This is a genomic window from Alkalihalobacterium elongatum (genome assembly GCF_019024285.1).
Taxonomy (GTDB): Bacteria; Bacillota; Bacilli; order Bacillales; family Bacillaceae_F; genus Alkalihalobacterium; species Alkalihalobacterium elongatum.
The window spans coordinates 36,102-55,831 of the sequence record NZ_WMKZ01000010.1; the positions used below are offsets into that span (position 1 = coordinate 36,102).

Sequence of the window (19,730 nt, forward strand, 5' to 3'; positions counted from 1 at the left end):
CTTTTTTTAAAACTAATTAATTATAGTTAACGTTGATTTTAAATTTCGAAAGAATGACTTCAAAAATTTCTCACTAATTGGATTTAAGAAATACCACACAAATTAAAAATAATTAAATGGGGCCATTATTTATGTTTGTTAATGATTCATTGACTTCAAATACTTTAGCATGAACGGGATCAATGCCGAATTCCTTTAAACGTGCAGTATGCATTGCTAAATACTTTTCAGCCGTCTCTTTTGACGTGAAAAGATAAATACCGCCAGCTTCCTTTGCTTCGCTATTTTCAGTCCAAATTTTCCATAAAAGTCCTTCCTCTTGGTTAATGCTTTCTGCTAATCCAGTAAAAGCTCCAACCATTTCTTGTCCAAACGGTCCTTCCATTTGAAAATCAACTTGTAAAATATAAGGCATTCAAATCTCCCCTTTAATACTTCTTTTACTAATATTATACATTTTAATTAAAAGATACAGAGGATCGTTATATGAATGTTTTGTGCCAATCTGTCATTTTATTCCTATATTAGCGCTTAGGACAGAGGTGATGTCTATAAGTGGTATGTAAAAATTTTTTGAGATGTTTTATTTGGAGTTTCTTGTTCGTCCCTATCTTGCAAACTAACTGACTAGACGAAAGTGAAAAAACGCAAAAAAGGCACAAAGTTGGTTTGTACCTTTTATAAATGCTTATATCATTTACATTTAGCGCTTACCCTTCTTGTCCTACCTTCTCTATGTACGCGTTAAATTTGTCTTCTACTTGCTTCCATTCTTCATCACTAATTTCATCGAAGAATAGAGTGCCTTCCTCATCTTCTGTATAGGTAAAAGAGATGATATTAGCGTCTTCATTTTCATTTTCTATGTCAGTACTTAACGCTGCCACTAAGTACTGCTTACCATCTAATTCACATGTATAGAGCACTTCATAAAGCAGTTCACTACCTTCATCACCAAATAAAAGTTGTTCACCAATTTCAACTGCCATTTAGTTTCCCTCCTTTTCTGTTAGTATGAGTTATTGTTGGCTTATCTATCAGCAAAATAATTAATTTTATTCTTCTGATGTTTGTATTTCATAAAGCTTAGCCACTTTTTCTTTTAGAGCGTCCATATGAACAAATCTAGCTTCCCGAATATATTCTTTTCCATCTATATAAAATAGCAGAGCAGGTACAGTAAAAATAGAAAAACGTCCTGCGACTTCCTCAATATGATCCGCATTAATATAACAAAGCTCGATGAGTGGAAATTCCTGAAGCAATTCTTTCACTTGAGGCAGTAGCGCATGACATACCCCACAGTTCGTTCTCGATATGTATATAAAACTAAATTGATTTTCTTTTATAAACTCTTCCACCATATCAAGTGATGTGATTTCAATCATTGCCTTCCTCCTCTATACGGCAATCTAGTTTATTATATAATGTACATTAGCAGTAATCTTCTTATTTTACCATTCATTTGACTTTGCTTAATTTTTAAAACAAAAAACGGTAGTACAAAAACGAAGGCAGACCGCCCTCGTTTTTTGAATTAGTCATCCCACTCTACATATAATACTTTTCCTGTAATGGCGTCAATATAAACAGTGGCTTCATCGTCATCATCATACTGTTCGGTTTCAATTTCAACTTCATAAATGAGAACGCCATTTTCTCTTTCTAACTCAATTTCATCTATTTTACCAGACACTTCATTTAAAGCAATTTCTTTTGCTTGATCAATTGAAATGATTGAGTTGTTATTTTCAGTAGTACGGGTAGATTGACTTTTTTCCCTCTTTTGATTTCTTTGTTTTACCTTTTCTTTTATAATCTCTCCACTCTGTTGGTCAATATCAAATTCATATTTCTCATGTTCATTTTTCACTTCAATTTCATAAATAATTCGGCCATCTTCACGATCTCTTTCGGCTTCAGTTACTATGCCATTTTCAACCTTCGCTAATGCAATGTCTTTGGCTTCTGACAGTGTAATGCCTGCATTATTAGGGGACACATCAGCAATCGCAACAGTCTCCGCTTGATGTACGATCTGTAAATTTGATTCTGTGTCTTCTTTTGTAAACACCTGAGCCCCAACACTTACGCCACCTATTAGTACAGCTCCCGCGACGATCATTGTAAAAAGTTTCATTACTTGTTCCTCCTTCAATTTGTTTCGTATTATTTCTTACAACTTCATCATAATGGCCCAACATTAATACAAAAGGAGTAAAACATTAAAAATTTTTAATGAAACTTAATGAGGCAGGTTTTTTCAATCATATTATTAATCCCATGTTACTGATATAATTTCTCCTGTGTAGGCATTAATTATAATTGTAGCCTCATGATCATCATCTACTTCAATTTCTACTTCATAGACTAGTAACCCGTCTTCGCCCTCAAGTTCAACATCATCTATCTTACCTTCCACTTCACGAAGTGCTATTTCGATGGCCTGTTGTTCTGTTAACATACTTGCAACAGGTTCGTCAGCCATTTCATCATCAACTACATTACGAGCAGGGGCGTCGTCTACCTCGTCTATATCGTCTTCTCGCAACGCTAATAATCTAAGCGAGAGTATTTCATTTGTTTCTCCATTAATAATAATTTCATAATCACCCAAATTATGATCGATCAAAATGGTGTAAACATTCCCTTGTTGATTGACGGAATGAATTTTGCTACCCTCGAACTGAGTCTGTACAATCTCAATAATCTCTTCTTCAGAAGCTAATGAAGGAGCTTTGTTGATGAAAAGAAATATTGAAACCAGCGCTAGTAAAACAAAGATGGCCAATACAAGACTGATAAAAAATTTATTATGAGTCAATTGAATTCACCACCCTTTCAACTTGCTTCGGTATTGTTACCGTAACGGTTGTCCCTTTTCCTTCGATACTTGAAATTTCAATCTGGCCTTTATGAGCTTCTACAATCTTTTTTGCAATTGAAAGTCCTAGTCCAACTCCGCCTGTTTCTCGAGCTCTAGCTTTATCTACCCGATAAAAACGATTATAGATTTTCTCTAGGTCAGCTGTTGGTATTCCAATTCCATTATCTATGATTGAAATTGAACAAGATTGACTCGTTTCTTCAAGTTGAATCGTAATATGATCCTTACTGTATTTTCGTGCATTATCTAAGAGTATATAAACAACTTGCTTTAGTTTATTTTCATCTGCCCAAATGATAAACGAAGCTCCTTTTTCTACAAACAACACTTCACGTTCAAACGTAATTTGTATATGCTGACTTACCTGTTTTGTCATTGCTAGCAAGTCGATTTCTTTTTTATCGAGCAGTTGCTGAATATTATCAGTTGCTAGTTGAAGCATTTGTTCAGTCATTTCTTTCATCCGAACCGCTTCTGTATAAATCGCATCAACGGACTCATCTAATAACTCTGGCTTTTTCTTCCCCCAACGTTTAAGCATATTTGCATAGCTTTCTATTACTGTTAATGGTGTCTTTAATTCATGAGAAGCATCAGATACAAATTGTTGTTGCTTTTGATAGTTTTGTTCTAATATATCAATCATTTGATTAAATGTGTCACCCATTATGTAAAGCTCATCTTTTGAAGAAGTATCTAGTTCAAGTTTTTTATAATTACCCGTTGTTTGAATTTGTTTCATTGTACTTGTTAGCTTTTTAATAGGTGTCAAAATGAGTTTGCTTAACATATTTCCAAATAATAGAGCAGGTAATAGCACTATCACAGTAGCAACCAAAAGGACGACTAATAGTGTCTGCATCGTGTTCTTTGAATCTTCAAGAATTTCGGTTACTTCAAGCATCATAACACTACCATCCGTCCATATAATGGGAAAAGAAACGACGGCATACGGGATTTGATCGAAAGTCCGTATCGCTACGAATTGTTGATTTTGATACTCAGTTGGCAGCTGTTGCATATATCCTTCTTTTGAAATTGTAAGAACAGACGTTGTTTCATCGGTTATAATTCTAATCATCCCTTTAGGAGGAAGATAGGCACGCAATAACGCACGTATATCGGCACCTTCTGCTACTGCATGATTTGTAGCAGCGACTACAGCACGCGTATGTTCGGTTACTCGATTCGTCTCGTTATCATAAATGATTTTTTGAAATAGTAAAAAAATGGACCCGTTAATTAGTAATAACATAATCACAAGCCATACACTTGAAAACAAAAGAATTTTACGTTTTAAGTTCATGTTATTACTCCTTTAAGCGGTAGCCGACTCCACGAATCGTTTGTAAAGAATCAGCGATGCTTAGCTTTTTCCGTAAATGCCTTACATAAACATCGACGATATTCGTGTCACCAAAATACTCAAATCCCCAAACTTTAGTTAGAATTTGATCACGGTTTAGGGCAATCCCTTTATTTTCAATAAAAAAAACAAGTACGTCGAACTCTTTAGGTGTTAACTCAATAAGATTGTCATCTCGTTTTACTTCTCTCGTTTTTTCATTAACAGTGATATCTAAGATCTTAAGGGTATCGTTTTGAATAAGTTTGGATTGGCTAGTTCGAAGACATGCGCGTATTCTTGCTAAAAGTTCTTCAATTTCGAATGGCTTTGTTATATAATCATTTGCACCTAAATCGAGACCGCTCACTTTATCATGTACAGAATTTCTAGCGGTCAATAATATAATTGGAATGTTAGCATTTATGATCCGAATTCGTCTTAAAACCTCTAATCCACTTAGCTCTGGTAACATAACATCTAGTAAAATTAAATCCCATCTTCCCGTTTTGAACTTCTCAAGACCATTGATACCGTTAAAGGCAGCATCCGTTTCATAACCTTCATGTTCCAGCTCCAATTGAAGGATTCGTGCAATTTTTTTTTCATCTTCAATGATTAATATATTAACCATTATCATTTCTCCTCTATAAAAAACTTCGTTCATCAATACATTAACAAATTTCTTTAAAAAGTTTCATATAACCTGTTTTAAACTAAATTTTCTTGTACATTTTTAATATAACATCTCCCAAGTCTTGAAACCATTTTCTCAACAGCGAGCCAAAATGAACTTATATGAACAATATCCTTTAACAAAGAATAAATATATAAAAATTCAAAAAAACACCTCGATTGTCAGACATGTCAAACAATCGGGGTGCAGTTATAGTCTTTAGAACTGGTGCGTCTGTTATTAATAGTAAAGTTATAAAGTTAAATACTTCCTTTAAGCTTTTCACCTGAAATAAAGTCAACCTCAAGCTCCAGCTTTCTAATATTATCTCTTGGAATGTTCAATGTTGCTAAAATTTGATCCATTGCTTCCTTAGGGTCAGTATCTGGATTGAGTGTAATTTGCGAAACAAGATTTTGTATTTCTTCTATTGCTTCTTCACCTCTCTTCTCTTGTTTTCCAGCTGCAGTTTTGGTCTCTACATCAGCTGTCTGTGATTCACCTTGATGTTTGTATTCCATTTCAATTTCTTCATCATTTACTAAATCGATCTCTAATTCGAACTCTAAAATATTTTCGAGTGCTGTTGCTTGTCCTAATTCATCTGCTAATGTTTCATCATCGCCAACCGTCTCTTCAAGTTCCACTGTTTCTTCATGAACAACTTCGTCAACCACTATTTCCTCATTGGCACCGTCATTAGTTCCACAGCCAAATATAATGAATGGAACTATGCTAATTAATGTTAACAAGATTATATTCTTTGTCCTCATTTTTCCACCACCGTTTTTTTAAAATTAGTGTGCCATTTCTTGATGTATATTATGCTTCGGGCAACAGTTCAGGAAAAAAGTCCATTCATAATAAAGGAAATTTCCAATATACTTTTATACTACATAACTGATAAATAATTGAATAAAGGAGATTATATGAACTCTTCTTATTGGAATTGGTACTATCATAAACCATTAAGTAGAATAAAAAACTCCAGACAATTACACGTATGGGTAATGACAGACACACATTTTAAAGTTGATGTAGATAGTAACCCGTCACATCCAGATGCTGTAAAAGCTGATAAATATTTTTATAAAGCACATAGTCACATGAGGAATTTTATCGATCTTGTTAATGAGGTGAATGATTTCCAACCTGATCTTGTTTTACATCTAGGCGACATAGTGGATCGATACGATGCGGACTTTGATTATTTTAATCGGATTTGGAATACAATAGCACCAAACATTAGAAAAGAGCGAATTTGTGGTAATCACGAAGTGGGAGCAAACAGAGACGATGAGTTTTTATATAAGAAATTTACAGAGGTGCAATCTAGAGAAGAAGTTGCGGGAAGCAAGTTCAATCAAAGTTTTGTTGTGGCCAATGGACATATAAGGTTAAAAGTAATTTTGGCTGAAACCGCTTATGATGAAAATGGTCGTAGAGATACGAATGGACCAGGTTACTTTCGAGAAGAAGCCTTTGATTGGATTGAATACGAATTGAATGAAAATAGGGATACCGATTTAGTGTTATTGGCAACTCATCACGGACCTACACTTCATTTTGTTGACGAACAAAAGCAAAGATTAAAAAACGTAATTGATTATAGTTGCTACCGCGATCCGAACCTAGTTATCTATGATATTTCTGGACATAACCATCCACCCTCTATTCAATATCAAGATTACTATTTTCCGAGTATGCCAAGCTATCATTTACCAGCAGGCGTAGGTGCTGTAGGTAAATATACAATCCTAACCTTCAACACAAGAAAAGAAATGGACTTAGAAGAACGAATATTGCAATATCCTTACAAATGGTGAAAGTGAAAAAAACGGAAAAAACGGTGTCAGGCACCTTTACTACTGTATTGTGGTAAAGGCGCGTGGCACCGTCTTATATATGAATGGGAATATTATCTGATTGTAATGCAACTTCCCCAAATATTTCACTTAATGATGGATGAGGATGAATGGTATGAGCTAAGTCCATACTTGTTGCTTTTAGAAACTTTGCAAGGCCTGCTTCTGAAATCAAATCCGTTACATTTGGTCCAACCATGTGTACACCTAATAAAGTATTTGTTTCTTCATCAATAACTACTTTGGCAAATCCATCAGTTTCACCGTAGACAAGTGCCTTGCCAATGGCTTTGAATGGAAATTTTCCTTTTTTTATCGAGTACCCTTTTTCAATAGCTTCTTCCTCAGTAAGTCCTACACTAGCTATTTGTGGGTGACTGTAAATACATTTTGGGATACAGTTATAATCGATTGGTTCAGGGTCGTGATCTACGAGATGTTCAACAGCTAAAATTCCTTCATGTGATGCTACATGAGCTAACTGTAATCCGCCGATAACGTCTCCGATCGCATAAATATGAGGTTCTGAAGTTTGATAAAAGTTATTAGTATCAATGACGCCATTTTGGATTTCAATCGATGTATTTTCAAGACCGATGTTTTCGATATTGGCTTGACGTCCTACAGAAAGGAGTACTTTTTCAGTAATTAATGATTTCTGTTTGCCATTTGCTTCAATGGTCAAGTTAACCTCATTATCTGCCTTTTGCACATCTTGAACTTTAGCATTCGTAAAAATCTTAACTCCTTTTTTCTTAAATAATCTTTGAACCTCTTTAGAGATTTCGTGGTCTTCTAGAGGTAATATTCTGTTCATCGTTTCTACTACTGATACCTGTACACCGAAATCAGCAAGCATCGATGCCCACTCCATTCCAATTACTCCTCCACCAACAATTACGATAGACGAAGGAAGTGTCTCAAGTTGCAGTGCATGATCAGAATTAATAATAGATTGCTCATCGGTTACTAAACCAGGTAAACCTTTTGGACTTGAACCAGTAGCAATGATCAAGTTTGTTGAAGATAATTCCACTATTTCACCGTTTTTTTGCTGTACATTCAAAAACACTTTTTTATCTGCTGTATCCTTATTAGAACTAACAATCTTTCCTGTTCCTTCGATAACAGCAATTTGTCCTTTATTCATTAAGTACTGAACGCCTTGATAGAGTTGGTCGACTATCATCTGTTTCCGTTCTTGAACTTTTAAAAAATCAATTTTTATATCGGAAACACTCACTCCAAAAGTTTCCATGTTTTTGGCTTGAGAGTATACCTCTGCACTTCTTAACAATGCTTTACTCGGAATGCAGCCCCGATGAAGGCATGTACCTCCTAATCGCTCTCTTTCTATGACAGCCACTTTTAATCCTAATTGAGATGCTCGAATGGCAGAAACATATCCTCCTGTTCCTCCTCCAAGAATGATCAAATCATAGTTTTTCTCCATATTCCCCGTCTCCTTTAATTATCTCTATTTTTTAACTTTTTAAAGTAATCTTTCATATTTATTTCATATTCACTAGCCCATCTATATAACGTACTTGTCGAAACTCCAAGTTTTTTTGCCGTTTCTGATGCATTATTACTATTCTCTAATGCAGTAATCATCGTATCTTTCTTTGTTTCATTAGCTAACGATTGATATAAACTTGTGTTCTGTTCTTTTTCTACGAAATCATTCTTAAGATAGTCGGGTAAAGAATCTTCGGTAATCATTTCATCATCACAAAATATCTCAATTTGTTCCATAACATTTCTAATCTCGCGAAGGTTTCCTGGCCAGTCATACTCATAAAAATATTTCAAAACATTGGGATCTGTCTTTTTAGTAGGTAAAAAATGCTTAATAAATAACTCAATGTCTTGTTTCCGTTTCCTCAAAGGTGGTACATTAATGGATATAACATTTAACCGATAAAAAAGGTCGAGTCGAAACTGATTTTCTTTAATTAATTCGAATAAATCTTTATTAGTTGCAGCTATAATCCGTACATCAATCGGCTTAGATACGTTTGAGCCAACAGGGGTGATTTCTCTTTCCTCTAAAACTCTTAAAAGGTGTGCTTGCAAATCTAGAGGCATGTCTCCAATTTCATCAAGAAAAATCGTACCGCCGTTAGCAGCTTCAAACTTTCCAACCTTCCCACCTTTTATAGCATTTGTAAAAGCACCTTCAGCATACCCGAATAATTCACTTGAAATTAATTCTTTAGGTATAGCCGCACAATTTATGGCAACAAAGTTTTCGAATTGTCGGTTACTTTCATTATGAATTGCTTGTGCAAAAAGTTCTTTTCCTGTACCGCTCTCCCCTATAATAAGAATACTTTTATCGGTTTTAGCAGCTTTCGAAGCTAGTTTTATAGCTTTCTTAAAATCTTGATCTTTTCCAATAAGAGAAGAAAAATTGTACTTTGCGGTATGTTGCTTAATTTCCTTATTATTAACTTTCTTTTTTAGAATAATAATATTACCGATATATTTATTCTCGACAATGATTTTTCTTGAAGTAAATAATAACTTAAACTTTTGTTGGTAAAGTAAACTTAATTCATCTTGAAGAATGATATCATTACCTGTAATCGAATCTTCTATACATTTTAATAGTGGCTTTAATTCCTGAATATCATCTATTTTATAAACTTTATTTTCTACTAGTGAGATTTTGAGAAGATGGGCTGCGATTTTATTAATTCGAATAATTTCACCTAAACGGTTTACAATGATGACACCGTCTGATATAGAATTGATTGCAGCACTAAAATAATTATTAATCATATACTTTTCTTTTTTGATCCCATTCTGTTCAATTAATCTCATAATGGTGTTAGCTGCTGTTCTAACAAGTCCGAATGAATGCGGGTGGGTGGAGCGATAATAGCCTACTAATGTAATTACTCCGATCATCTCATTTGTATAAGGATCTTTTATCGGTGCACTAGAACAATGTGAGGTGTGCCATACAACACAATAATGTTCAGGACCAACAACTTGCATAGGCTTATCAAGTACTAACGATAACCCTATCGAATTCGTACCGATGGATTTCTCACACATATTAACTCCAACCTTAAAGTTTACAGATGATGCATTCATTGCAATTTCACTATCCCCAAACAACTCTAAGACAATACCATCTTTATCCGAAAAAGCTATAATACTATCAGTTCCTTTTACTATTTCAAAGAGATCATCCATAAAAGGGCGTATTAGAGTTAATACATCTTTATACCTTTCTCTTCTTTCGATAATTTCCTTTTCCCCGCAAACAGATGTTGCCTGAAGCGAATTTGGATCTACCTTATATCGTTGTGAACGTTTCCACGATTCCATGATTATATGTCTAACTCCACCAAGGTTTAAACCTTTTTTAAAGTAGTTTCGCCAAGTTCTTTTGATTACTTTTTCCTTTTCTGAAATGTTCAAAGATTGAAGATGTTGATTGTAAGAATGATTGTTGTTCAACCTAGTCCCTCCTAATTCATAGGATAGAAGAGGACAAGAGTTGTCCTCTTAATTTAAATCATTACTTTCAATATTTTCTAATGCTTTTTTAATTTCATTCGTAAACTTAGCTCCAGTTACACCGTCGATAAATCTATGATCATAGCAAATCGAAAGTGTCATTATAGGTGCTACGACAATTTCCTCCTCTTCATTAACGATGGGTTTCTTGACGATTGTCCCGACAAAGATAATAGTAGATTGTGGAACATTAATAATTGGTGTTCCTGTTTCAATACCAAGGCTGCCGAGATTTGATACAGTTATCGTACCATTTGCATAATCTTCTAAAGTTAATTGGTTATTTTCCGCTTTTCCAGCTAATTGTTGGATTTCTTTTGAAATATCAAAAACAGATTTACGTTCAGTATTTTTGACAACAGGAACGACAAGGCCATGTTGACTATTTACTGCTACCGAAACATTGACTTCTTCATACACTACAATTTCATTACCATCTAATTTACTATTTACAAGAGGATGTGCTTGAGCTGTATTTCCAACAACTTTGACAATAATGTCATTCAAAGATACATTACCGAATTCTTTTTTAATCTTTAATACATTTTCCATGTTCACAGATACCATTTGAGTAAACTGCGGTGTCGTCGTCCAACTCTTTAACATATTATCTGCCATTGCTTTTTTTACATGATTTAATGCAATTTTTTCTTTAATCGCAATCGCAGAATGAGGAGATTGTGCATTACGAATATCATCTTCTGTGATGATCCCTCCTTTTCCTGTTCCAATAACGGTTTCTATTGCTACTCCTAATTCTTTAGCAAGTTTACGAGCTCTTGGTGAAATTTTCCCTCTATTAGTTTGATTATTTAATGTAGATGTATTTACTGAAGCTTGTTGTTGAGAGGAGATTTTTTCATTTCCAGATTGGTTATTACTGGTTTCTTCATAAATGGAAAGGTCTAGTTCTTCGTCTATAGTTTCAGTCATTACTGCAATAACAGTGTTAATAGGTACTTCTTGATCTTCTGGAACTAGGATCTTTCGTAATATTCCTGAAGCCTGTGCTTCTATTTCTAAAGTTGATTTTTCAGTTTCTAATTCAAATAAAAAGTCTCCTTTATTTACCTCTTCTCCCTCTTCAACGAGCCAACTTGAAATGGTTCCGTTTTGCATAGTTACACCTAATCGTGGCATTTTAACTTCAATCATTACTTCCACTCCAATCATTAATATTATTTTGTATCAAAATAAACAGTATTTTTAAACAATGAGTTATATATTGGAATATTCAAAAAATTAATGACGCATATCTGGCCTCTAACTGACTATTAATCTATTTTTAATGTTATATTCTATTTATATAAGCCCAATACCTCCATCAATCGGAATAACTCTTCCTTGAATCATTTGAGCTTCTGGACTAGCTAAAAACGCAATGACATCTGTTACATCCTCAAAAGTCAAACCACGTCCACTCGGATTTTTCTCATTTACAATCTCTACTAATTCTTTAGCTCTACCTGGAAATACTCGTTCTAAAGCATCTGTATAAAGTGTTCCTGGCGCAATAACATTAATTCGAATACCTTTTGGTGCTAATTCTAGCATTAGGTAACGCACCAATGCCTCCGTAAATGCTTTGGTTGTTCCTAAAGCAGCATAATTTTTGATCGCATGTGTAGCGCCTTGGCTAGATAAAGCTAAAAAAGTAGAGCCCTCTTTTAAAAGAGGCATAGCTTCTTTTATAATTTCTATTATAGAAAAGTTACTTACCGCTACAGCTTTATACCAATCCTCATTAGTTATTTCAAGAGCATTACCTGGAATAACAGCTACTGCACAATGTACGATTAAATCTATGTTATCAACTTCACGCTTAATTTGATCAATCATTATTTTGATCGCATTTGGATCACCAACGTCTGCTTTCAATAAATGAACATTCGCCCCTTTTTCTTTAACCTCCTGAACGGTTTCATAGGCTGATTGGTCATCACTAGCATAATTAATAAATATGTTGTTATGATTTTCACTAAACCGAAGAGCAGTTGCTTTACCAATGCCTTTAGTACCACCAATTACCAGTACATTCATCTATTTTCCACCTTCTTAAAAAGTTATTTTCATTTGTATTTATGTGTAAAAAGAAATTGCCGTATGGATTTCTTATTAATTTTTATATTTTTTGTATTTAGCTATTGGACCGTTAACCCCGCACATTAGAGCGGACTTTTTGTTAAAGAAAGGGGTCCAATAGCAACAAAGTTTGTGAAACAGCCATTTAAAGAAAGCTACAGTGTAGGTAATTTTTCTTTTCTATTTCCATTGTTGTATCTATACCATGCCCAGGGAAAACTCGGATGTTATTATCCAATGTTAATAAATTGTCTTTAATCGATCTTTTTAATAACATACGATTTCCATAAGGTGTATTTGTTGGACCAGCTCTGCCTGCTAATAACGTATCTCCAGAGAATAAGTACGTATTATTTATGAGAAAACAAGTACTACCTGGGGAGTGTCCTGGAGTATGAATCGCTTTAATTGTCAAATTACTACATTTAATTAACTCATCACCATTTAATAGAATATCAGGCCAGTCACATATAATTGGATTATCTTTTTGACTAGACAGATTTAGGCTTGGACTTAACAACCATTCCGCTTCTGTATGGTGAACAATTACTGAAGCACCTGTATAATCTCTTAACAAATTTAGCCCAGCGATATGCCCATAGTGACAATGTGTTAGTAAAATATAGTCGACTTTTTTGTTTCCGACTTCGTTTATTAAATTTTGTGGGTTTTCCCCAGGATCAATAACAATATAAAAGGATTTTTCATGATCGGTCACAACATAGCTATTTGTTTTTAATTCCCCATATACATATTTCTTAATAACAACTGGACTCATTTAAGCTGCCTCCTCTATTTCATTGATTACCTCCTTGTCTTACACCATTTCTCAAAAAAACTAATACAATTTGAATGAAAGATATAATCATAAACCTTGCACCAAAGTGTTTAGTTCAGTTTCAGATTTTTCTTATCAGCTCCTCACTTTTACTTTAAATTTAGTTATTTTTATAAATGCATTTTTCATGCCAACTTATCTTTACTAGTAATTTAGGAAATTTTGTAAAATTTAAATCTCATTCCTACTAGAAATAAGAAATTTACTAATAAATTTCTTATTTAATACATACTCAAAAGCTTAATGTTTCGAAAGTTTAGGATACTTCTTTCTAGTAGCTAGATAAAAAAATAAACCGTTTAGTACAACAAGAAACCCCATACCGATAAAGATATTACTATAAGTCGCTACTTCTCCTGTCTCTTTAACAAACGGGTTTATGGATACTCCAATAGTTGAATAGTCTAATATTTTCCCAATTATAGCAGCTCCAATAGCTGAAGACATAAAATTGAAAAGATTAAAAATTCCCATCCCAATACCGATTTGATTTTCTGGGAGAACGCAAGATATTAAACTTGCAATGGCCGTTTGAAAAAAAGGAAATGCAATATAAGCAAAAATAAATGCAAAACTAATGAACCAAGGAGAAATACTAATAAAACTAGATAAAAGAATAGCACTAATGAAAATAAGTATTAAAGCAAAAAAACAAACTCGTTCGCTTCCCCAACGGTCGGTCCAAATTCCAGCAAACCTAGCTGTTAAAGCACTAAACAAAGCCCCGGGGAACATGACTAGACCTATTAAAATAGTAGTTAATCCATACACTTCCCTTAGTAATAACGGGGTAATGAACATATTACTAAACATAATTATCATCCCTAAAAAACTTACAATAATAGCTACTCTAAATAATTTATTTTTAAACATCGAAGGAAGTATTAATGGAAACTCCGTATGAAAAATCCACCAAATAAAAAAACCTAATATTACAGCACTTAAGAAAAAGAAGTACCAATTAAATGTTGTAATAAATGTTATAAACAGACCGACACCGAGGGCTATTAGAATAGCTCCAGGTATATCTGTCCTTCCATCTTTCTTTTCTTCATTTGGCAATAGAGATTTTAATAGGGGTAAAGTGAATAAAGAAAAAGAAGAAAAAAGAAAAATATATTGCCAATTTAAGAAGCCAGCAATAACCCCACCCATTACAGGTCCTATACCTGAACCAATAACCATCATTGTAGAAAATATACTAAGCATACGTCCTCGTTCGTTTGGAAAATAACGTGTAGGGATGATTAATACGACGGCTGGAATAGCTGAAGCACCACATGCCTGTAACATTCTGGCGATAATTACCATAGCATAGTTAATCGAGAAAAAACCTAATAATGAACCTAATGCAAATAAGCTTACTCCAATTAATAAAATAGTCTTTATTGGATAGATGTCACTTAATTTACCATATAACACTGCACCAATTGCAAAAAATATAATATAACCAGTAACAATCCAACTTCCATGTGAAGGTAATAGATTAAAGTGTAAAGTGATATCAGGTATTGACACAATGAACATTGTTCCGTTCAATACAGAAAATAATAATAAAACCGAAAGGACGCTAATTAATTTTTTCTTATCTGTTTTAGTTAAATGAAGATGGGTCCCTTTGGTTTCTGACTCCACTTCTGAAATTGTCCTCATTTTTCCTTTGCACTCCTAATATGAAGTAAGAAATTCTCAATGAACATGACATGTCTTATAGAGTAGCTAATTTATATTAAGAATAGTTTCACGCACCTCAACTACAAAAGATGAGGTGCGAAAAACTTATAAGACTACTTATCTATTTTTCATTTATTTTCTTTTTTGCTTAATATGTGGGTCTACTGCATCGCGTAAAGCATCACCTAATAGATTAAAACAAACCGAAACAATCATAAGGGCGATCCCTGGGTAAATAGCTACACCAGGCTGTGTAGTTATATATCTAAAACCATCCTGGATCATGTTCCCCCACGTCGGTGTAGGAGGTTGAATACCCATTCCTAAAAAGCTTAAAGCAGCTTCTACCATAATAACAGCTGTCATATTTAACGTAGAAACGACGAGTAACGGCCCAATGATGTTTGGTAAAATATGAGTTAGCAAGATACGAGTACTATTTGCCCCCATTGAAATCGCTGCTTTTATAAATTCCTTTTCTTTCAACTCTAATGTAGAACCGCGGGCAATACGGGCACAACTTGGCATTAAGCCGATACTAATAATTAATACTAGTGTCAACATATTTGAGCTTACGGCTACTAACACCATTAGACCTAATAATAGTAGTGGAATTGACATAATCGCTTCCATAATACGCATGATAATATCATCAAGCTTTCCACCTTTATATCCTGCAATCATCCCAATAGCAAACCCTACTGTACTACTAATTGCTACCGCTGAAAAACCTACAATTAACGAGATTTGAGACCCCATTAAAATCCGGCTAAAAACATCTCTACCATTTGGGTCAGTTCCTAGCCAATGATCCGCAGAAGGTCCTACCATCCGATTTACTACGTTTTGTGCTAGAGGGTCATGAGGCATTAAAAAAGGAGCTAATAATGCTACAAGACAAATAAAGATCAAGATCCATAATGCAATCATTCCAAGTGTATTTTTCTTAAATGCTTCCCATTCAGAAGATTTTCTTTTAACTGGAACTACTTTCTCTTGATTTATATCGTTCAATACTGGTTCTGACATCTCTATTCCTCCTTCCTACTCTGGGCGAATTTTTGGATTTATGAATGAGTAACTGATATCCACCAGTATATTTACGAATTGAACGACAAGTGTAAACAAGATTAAACAACCTTGGAGAATAGGAAAGTCACGTGAACTAATCGCATCGATCGCCAATGTACCTAAGCCAGGTCGACTAAAGATCGTCTCTATCAAAACCGCTCCACTAATGAGTGAAGTAATATATAGTCCAATCACTGTAACTACTGGAATTAAAGAGTTTCGGAGAACATGTTTGTAAATAACCATTTTCTCTGGAAGACCTTTCGCTCGTGCCGTACGGATATACTCGCGGTTGATTTCATCTAACATACTAGCTCTTGTAAACCTCATCATGACCGCTGCTAAAATTAGACCAATTGTTAAAGATGGGAGCAGTAAATGATAGATACTTCCCCAAAACCCTTCTCCTAATCCCATCGATGGGAAAATAGGTATTCGTAAAGAGAAAATGATAATCATAATAATCCCAAATAGGAACGGTGGAGCCGAAATACCAATTAACGAAACAAGTCTGATGGACGAATCTATTTTTGTACTTTGTTTTCTAGCAGCTAAAATTCCAAGCGGGATACCAATAACACAACCAATGATGATACTAAAAATAGCTAACTCTAAGGTGTTAGGGAAATTGGTTAATAACTGGCCTGTTACCGATTTTCCAGACATCGCCGATACTCCAAAATCGCCCTGTACAGTATCTTTAAGGAACATCAAATATTGTTGCCAAAGTGGTAGGTTCAAACCCATTTGTTCCCGTAAAGCATTTAATGCTTGCTCACTTGCTTCTGGTCCTAAAATTTGCACCGCAGGATCTCCTGGGAGTATTCGAAGGCCAAAAAATATTAACGATATCGTGATAAAAATGGTTGGAATGGCCAAAAGGATACGGCGAATAATATATTTAAACAATACCCAGCTCTCCTTTCTTACTTATAATAGTAGAAATAATAGGAAAGAGGGGGGAGCCCCCCCTTCATTGATCCTCGCTCTATTACTTAATATCTGTTGTTTCATAAATAGGCGCTACATAAAGTGGAGTAGCTTTTAATTCATAGCCTAAATCAACATTATTTCGCCAAGCATTGACTTGAACGGTTTCAAGTAATGGAACATTTACATAATCGGCAAGTATTTCTTCTTGAATCTGTTTCATTAACTCTAATGATTTGCCCTCATCCAGTTCTCGCTCTGCTTGTTCTATTAAGGAGTCCGATTTGTTGTAATGCGTAAAGTTTCCAGCTCCTTCAGAATGGTACGAACTAAATAACTGAACCGATCCATGAAGTGCTTGAAGTCCAATCGTTAACGTTACCGCACTTTGGTCTCCATATAAGGCAGTAATCCACGTTGGTGTATCAACAGTTTGGAATGGCATTTCAATACCAACTTGTCTTAATTGTTCTACGATATAGTTGTTAACAGGAACATAAGCTGGAATATTAGGTCCTAATGATTCTGGAAGCTTAAGCCCATTCGGGTAACCCGCCTCAGCTAATAATTGTTTTGACTTTTCTGGGTTATATTCATACGCTCCAATGTCGGAATGACCAAAAACATTATTAGTAAGTACGGATGTCATTGGTTTTGCAATTCCTTCCCCAAGGGATGCTACTAAATCATTTGGGTTCATTGCATGAGCAATAGCCTGACGGACACGAATATCATTTAATGGTTCAATCGTTGTATTTAGGTGAATAGACCACACCATCGGAAGGCCTGAAGTTTCAACAGTTAGATCTTGGTTTTTGCTTCTTTGATCAAACCACATTCCATCGGGTTCACCATAGGAGAAGTCAATATCTCCTCTATCCATCGCCACTTCACGGGCTGCAAGGTCTCTCATAATATATCTTTCAACTCGATCAATTTTTGGCTCGCCACGGAAGTAGTCTGAGTTTTTCACTAAAATCGCACTTTCTCCTGGTGTGTAAGATTCAAGTACAAAAGGACCCGTACCAATCAATTTATCCGCATCTTCTCCTCCAGCTTCAATGGCATCTTTATTAACAATGGCACCACCGCTTACACCACCAGCAACTAGACTAAGAATAAAACTTGGGTTCGGTTCTTTTAAAGTAATTGTGACTGTATACGTATCAGTTGCTTCAACACTATCTACAAATTTAAAAGAAGAAGCTCGTGGAGATCCTACTTCTGGGTCCATAACCCTTTCAAGTGACCATTTGACATCCTCTGAAGTCAACTCACCATAACCTTTATGCCATTGAACTCCTTCACGTAAATGGAATGTCCAAACTAAGCCGTCCTCACTAACATCCCAACTTTCGGCTAAATCTCCCTCTATCGTTTCAAAGTCAGCAGTTCCTGGTTTATACCTTAAAAGACCATTGAAAATCGGTTGAATAATCTCAAGCTCCGCATGTGTACTTGAAAAGTGTGGATCTAAATTACCAGGTGCAGCTGTCATTGACACCCTTAACACTTTCTCCCCTGAACTTTCTTCAGTAGTTGAGGTATCCGTCGAATCATTACTTGGAGAAGTCTCAGTTTGAGTAGTTGTACATGCTGCAAGTATAAAAATTAAACTGAAGCATAATACAAGTAACTTGTTTAACCCTTTTGTTTTTTTCATTTTAAAGCCCCCTTATATTGTTAATTTTCTTAAAAATCATAGAATACTAGCTTCCGAATTAGAGTTATGATTTCTATTACGCTTGAAAATCTCTTCATGATGCTTGAACTGTTAACTCTTTGGCAAGACCTAATATGAAAGTCAAACAAAGTTAATAGTTTATAGCTGAAGACTTTTAAGTTAATAAGTGACAAGCAGCCTGATGTCCTTCGCTAACTTTTTTCATCACAGGATAAGAAGCTTCACATGCATCGACTTTATAGGGACAACGTGTATGAAAATGACAACCCTTTGGCGGATTTTTTGGACTCGGCGGATCTCCCTTAAGAATTATTCGATTTTTCGACTTTTTTAACTTTGGATCTGCTATTGGAACAGAAGATAATAGGGCTTGAGTATATGGATGTTGCGGGTTAGAAAAGATTTTTTCTCTTGTTCCTTGTTCAACTATTTTTCCTAAATACATGACTGCTACTCGATCACTTATATGTTCAACGACACTTAAATCATGGGAAATAAAAATGTACGTTAAGTTTAATTTTTCTTGTAGCTCTTCAAATAAATTTAATATTTGAGATTGAATGGATACATCTAATGCAGAAACGGGTTCATCACAAATTATTAATTCTGGGTTCAGTGCTAGTGCCCGAGCGATACCAATTCGTTGCTTTTGTCCACCTGATAGTTCGTGGGGATATCTGTTAAGATGGTGCTCCCCTAAACCGACCAAGCTAATGAGTGATCTCACTCTGTCTTCTATTTCTGACTTGGAACCCATACGATTAATTACTAATGGCTCACTAATAATTCTTTTAATCGTATGTTTTGGATTTAAGGAACTATATGGGTCTTGGAAGATGACTTGCATTTGTCGCCGTAGCTCTTTAATTTCTTTATTTTTACTGTTTTTAAACGTCTTACCGTTAAAGTATATTTCACCAGAAGTAGGGCTAATTAAGTGATTTAGGCACATCCCAGTGGTACTTTTTCCGCAACCAGATTCTCCTACAATGCTAAATGTTTCACCTTTTTTGACTTCGAAGTTTACCCCGTCCACTGCTTTAATGGTTTTTGTCGCACCACCAAAAAAACCATTTTTTACGGGATAATACTTTTTTAAGCCCTTTACGACTAATAATTGATTTTCATCGACTTTATCTGAAGCCAT

At 34.8% G+C, this 19,730-nt stretch carries 19 protein-coding genes; 1 reads left to right on the top strand and 18 read right to left on the bottom strand.

Annotated elements, in window-relative coordinates; translation table 11 throughout:
* Positions 1-112 precede the first annotated feature (112 nt).
* From GKP30_RS12125 to GKP30_RS12160, 8 genes are all read right to left on the bottom strand, one after another.
* The gene (locus GKP30_RS12125; RefSeq protein WP_216829714.1) at positions 113-415 is read right to left on the bottom strand and encodes a monooxygenase; all 303 of its coding nucleotides are present in this window, start codon (positions 413-415) and stop codon (positions 113-115) included.
* Positions 416-710: 295 nt separating this feature from the next.
* On the bottom strand, positions 711-989 hold the full coding sequence (locus GKP30_RS12130; protein ID WP_216829715.1) for a DUF1292 domain-containing protein: 279 nt from the start codon (positions 987-989) through the stop codon (positions 711-713).
* 66 nt (positions 990-1,055) lie between these two features.
* Positions 1,056-1,388, bottom strand: coding sequence for a thioredoxin family protein (locus tag GKP30_RS12135; protein WP_216829716.1), 333 nt, complete (start codon positions 1,386-1,388; stop codon positions 1,056-1,058).
* Between the two features lie 149 nt (positions 1,389-1,537).
* Positions 1,538-2,140, bottom strand: coding sequence for a PepSY domain-containing protein (locus tag GKP30_RS12140; RefSeq protein WP_216829717.1), 603 nt, complete (start codon positions 2,138-2,140; stop codon positions 1,538-1,540).
* A 135-nt stretch (positions 2,141-2,275) separates the two neighbouring features.
* Complete coding sequence (locus GKP30_RS12145) at positions 2,276-2,824, bottom strand: PepSY domain-containing protein (RefSeq protein WP_216829718.1); 549 nt, start codon at positions 2,822-2,824, stop codon at positions 2,276-2,278.
* Positions 2,814-4,193: a sensor histidine kinase gene (locus tag GKP30_RS12150; RefSeq protein ID WP_216829719.1), complete on the bottom strand. Its 1,380-nt coding sequence runs from the start codon at positions 4,191-4,193 to the stop codon at positions 2,814-2,816. Before GKP30_RS12150 ends, GKP30_RS12145 begins: the two co-directional genes overlap by 11 nt.
* Positions 4,194-4,197: 4 nt before the next feature.
* Positions 4,198-4,866 carry a response regulator transcription factor gene (locus GKP30_RS12155; protein WP_456237152.1) on the bottom strand — a complete coding sequence of 223 codons (669 nt, stop codon included), beginning with the start codon at positions 4,864-4,866 and terminating at the stop codon, positions 4,198-4,200.
* Positions 4,867-5,168: 302 nt separating this feature from the next.
* Positions 5,169-5,681: a YusW family protein gene (locus GKP30_RS12160; protein ID WP_216829721.1), complete on the bottom strand. Its 513-nt coding sequence runs from the start codon at positions 5,679-5,681 to the stop codon at positions 5,169-5,171.
* A gap of 156 nt (positions 5,682-5,837) precedes the next feature.
* Here GKP30_RS12160 and GKP30_RS12165 point away from each other — a divergent pair, with 156 nt between their 5' ends.
* The gene (locus GKP30_RS12165) at positions 5,838-6,734 is read left to right on the top strand and encodes a metallophosphoesterase family protein (RefSeq protein ID WP_216829722.1); all 897 of its coding nucleotides are present in this window, start codon (positions 5,838-5,840) and stop codon (positions 6,732-6,734) included.
* Between the two features lie 73 nt (positions 6,735-6,807).
* Here GKP30_RS12165 and lpdA read toward each other — a convergent pair whose 3' ends face one another.
* The 10 genes from lpdA to GKP30_RS12215 all read right to left on the bottom strand — a co-directional run bounded on the left by lpdA (position 6,808) and on the right by GKP30_RS12215 (position 19,730).
* Complete coding sequence (lpdA, locus tag GKP30_RS12170; RefSeq protein WP_216829723.1) at positions 6,808-8,226, bottom strand: dihydrolipoyl dehydrogenase; 1,419 nt, start codon at positions 8,224-8,226, stop codon at positions 6,808-6,810.
* A 14-nt stretch (positions 8,227-8,240) separates the two neighbouring features.
* Positions 8,241-10,244, bottom strand: a complete 2,004-nt coding sequence (locus GKP30_RS12175; protein WP_216829724.1) for a sigma-54-dependent Fis family transcriptional regulator — start codon at positions 10,242-10,244, stop codon at positions 8,241-8,243.
* A 48-nt stretch (positions 10,245-10,292) separates the two neighbouring features.
* A complete protein-coding gene (locus GKP30_RS12180; protein WP_216829725.1) occupies positions 10,293-11,459 on the bottom strand; it encodes a dihydrolipoamide acetyltransferase family protein in 1,167 nt (388 codons plus the stop codon).
* A 147-nt stretch (positions 11,460-11,606) separates the two neighbouring features.
* On the bottom strand, positions 11,607-12,344 hold the full coding sequence (locus tag GKP30_RS12185; protein ID WP_216829726.1) for an SDR family oxidoreductase: 738 nt from the start codon (positions 12,342-12,344) through the stop codon (positions 11,607-11,609).
* A 187-nt stretch (positions 12,345-12,531) separates the two neighbouring features.
* A complete protein-coding gene (locus GKP30_RS12190; RefSeq protein ID WP_216829727.1) occupies positions 12,532-13,164 on the bottom strand; it encodes an MBL fold metallo-hydrolase in 633 nt (210 codons plus the stop codon).
* Between the two features lie 300 nt (positions 13,165-13,464).
* Entirely contained in the window at positions 13,465-14,877 is a 1,413-nt protein-coding gene (locus GKP30_RS12195) for an MFS transporter (RefSeq protein ID WP_216829728.1), read from the bottom strand.
* A gap of 153 nt (positions 14,878-15,030) precedes the next feature.
* Positions 15,031-15,927 carry an ABC transporter permease gene (locus GKP30_RS12200; protein ID WP_216829729.1) on the bottom strand — a complete coding sequence of 299 codons (897 nt, stop codon included), beginning with the start codon at positions 15,925-15,927 and terminating at the stop codon, positions 15,031-15,033.
* Positions 15,928-15,942: 15 nt separating this feature from the next.
* Positions 15,943-16,878: an ABC transporter permease gene (locus GKP30_RS12205; protein WP_216829730.1), complete on the bottom strand. Its 936-nt coding sequence runs from the start codon at positions 16,876-16,878 to the stop codon at positions 15,943-15,945.
* A gap of 82 nt (positions 16,879-16,960) precedes the next feature.
* Positions 16,961-18,562, bottom strand: a complete 1,602-nt coding sequence (locus GKP30_RS12210) for an ABC transporter substrate-binding protein (RefSeq protein WP_216829731.1) — start codon at positions 18,560-18,562, stop codon at positions 16,961-16,963.
* Positions 18,563-18,737: 175 nt separating this feature from the next.
* Positions 18,738-19,730 carry an ABC transporter ATP-binding protein gene (locus tag GKP30_RS12215; RefSeq protein WP_216829791.1) on the bottom strand — a complete coding sequence of 331 codons (993 nt, stop codon included), beginning with the start codon at positions 19,728-19,730 and terminating at the stop codon, positions 18,738-18,740.

What these genes read in the sequence shown, in the direction of transcription:
- GKP30_RS12125 (WP_216829714.1), bottom strand. Translation starts at nt 415, where the DNA reads ATGCCTTATATTTTACAAGTTGATTTTCAAATGGAAGGACCGTTTGGA.
- GKP30_RS12130 (WP_216829715.1), bottom strand. Translation starts at nt 989, where the DNA reads ATGGCAGTTGAAATTGGTGAACAACTTTTATTTGGTGATGAAGGTAGT.
- GKP30_RS12135 (WP_216829716.1), bottom strand. Translation starts at nt 1,388, where the DNA reads ATGATTGAAATCACATCACTTGATATGGTGGAAGAGTTTATAAAAGAA.
- GKP30_RS12140 (WP_216829717.1), bottom strand. Translation starts at nt 2,140, where the DNA reads ATGAAACTTTTTACAATGATCGTCGCGGGAGCTGTACTAATAGGTGGC.
- GKP30_RS12150 (WP_216829719.1), bottom strand. Translation starts at nt 4,193, where the DNA reads ATGAACTTAAAACGTAAAATTCTTTTGTTTTCAAGTGTATGGCTTGTG.
- GKP30_RS12155 (WP_456237152.1), bottom strand. Translation starts at nt 4,866, where the DNA reads ATGGTTAATATATTAATCATTGAAGATGAAAAAAAAATTGCACGAATC.
- GKP30_RS12160 (WP_216829721.1), bottom strand. Translation starts at nt 5,681, where the DNA reads ATGAGGACAAAGAATATAATCTTGTTAACATTAATTAGCATAGTTCCA.
- GKP30_RS12165 (WP_216829722.1), top strand. Translation starts at nt 5,838, where the DNA reads ATGAACTCTTCTTATTGGAATTGGTACTATCATAAACCATTAAGTAGA.
- lpdA (WP_216829723.1), bottom strand. Translation starts at nt 8,226, where the DNA reads ATGGAGAAAAACTATGATTTGATCATTCTTGGAGGAGGAACAGGAGGA.
- GKP30_RS12180 (WP_216829725.1), bottom strand. Translation starts at nt 11,459, where the DNA reads ATGATTGAAGTTAAAATGCCACGATTAGGTGTAACTATGCAAAACGGA.
- GKP30_RS12185 (WP_216829726.1), bottom strand. Translation starts at nt 12,344, where the DNA reads ATGAATGTACTGGTAATTGGTGGTACTAAAGGCATTGGTAAAGCAACT.
- GKP30_RS12190 (WP_216829727.1), bottom strand. Translation starts at nt 13,164, where the DNA reads ATGAGTCCAGTTGTTATTAAGAAATATGTATATGGGGAATTAAAAACA.
- GKP30_RS12195 (WP_216829728.1), bottom strand. Translation starts at nt 14,877, where the DNA reads ATGAGGACAATTTCAGAAGTGGAGTCAGAAACCAAAGGGACCCATCTT.
- GKP30_RS12200 (WP_216829729.1), bottom strand. Translation starts at nt 15,927, where the DNA reads ATGTCAGAACCAGTATTGAACGATATAAATCAAGAGAAAGTAGTTCCA.
- GKP30_RS12210 (WP_216829731.1), bottom strand. Translation starts at nt 18,562, where the DNA reads ATGAAAAAAACAAAAGGGTTAAACAAGTTACTTGTATTATGCTTCAGT.
- GKP30_RS12215 (WP_216829791.1), bottom strand. Translation starts at nt 19,730, where the DNA reads ATGGCTTCAGATAAAGTCGATGAAAATCAATTATTAGTCGTAAAGGGC.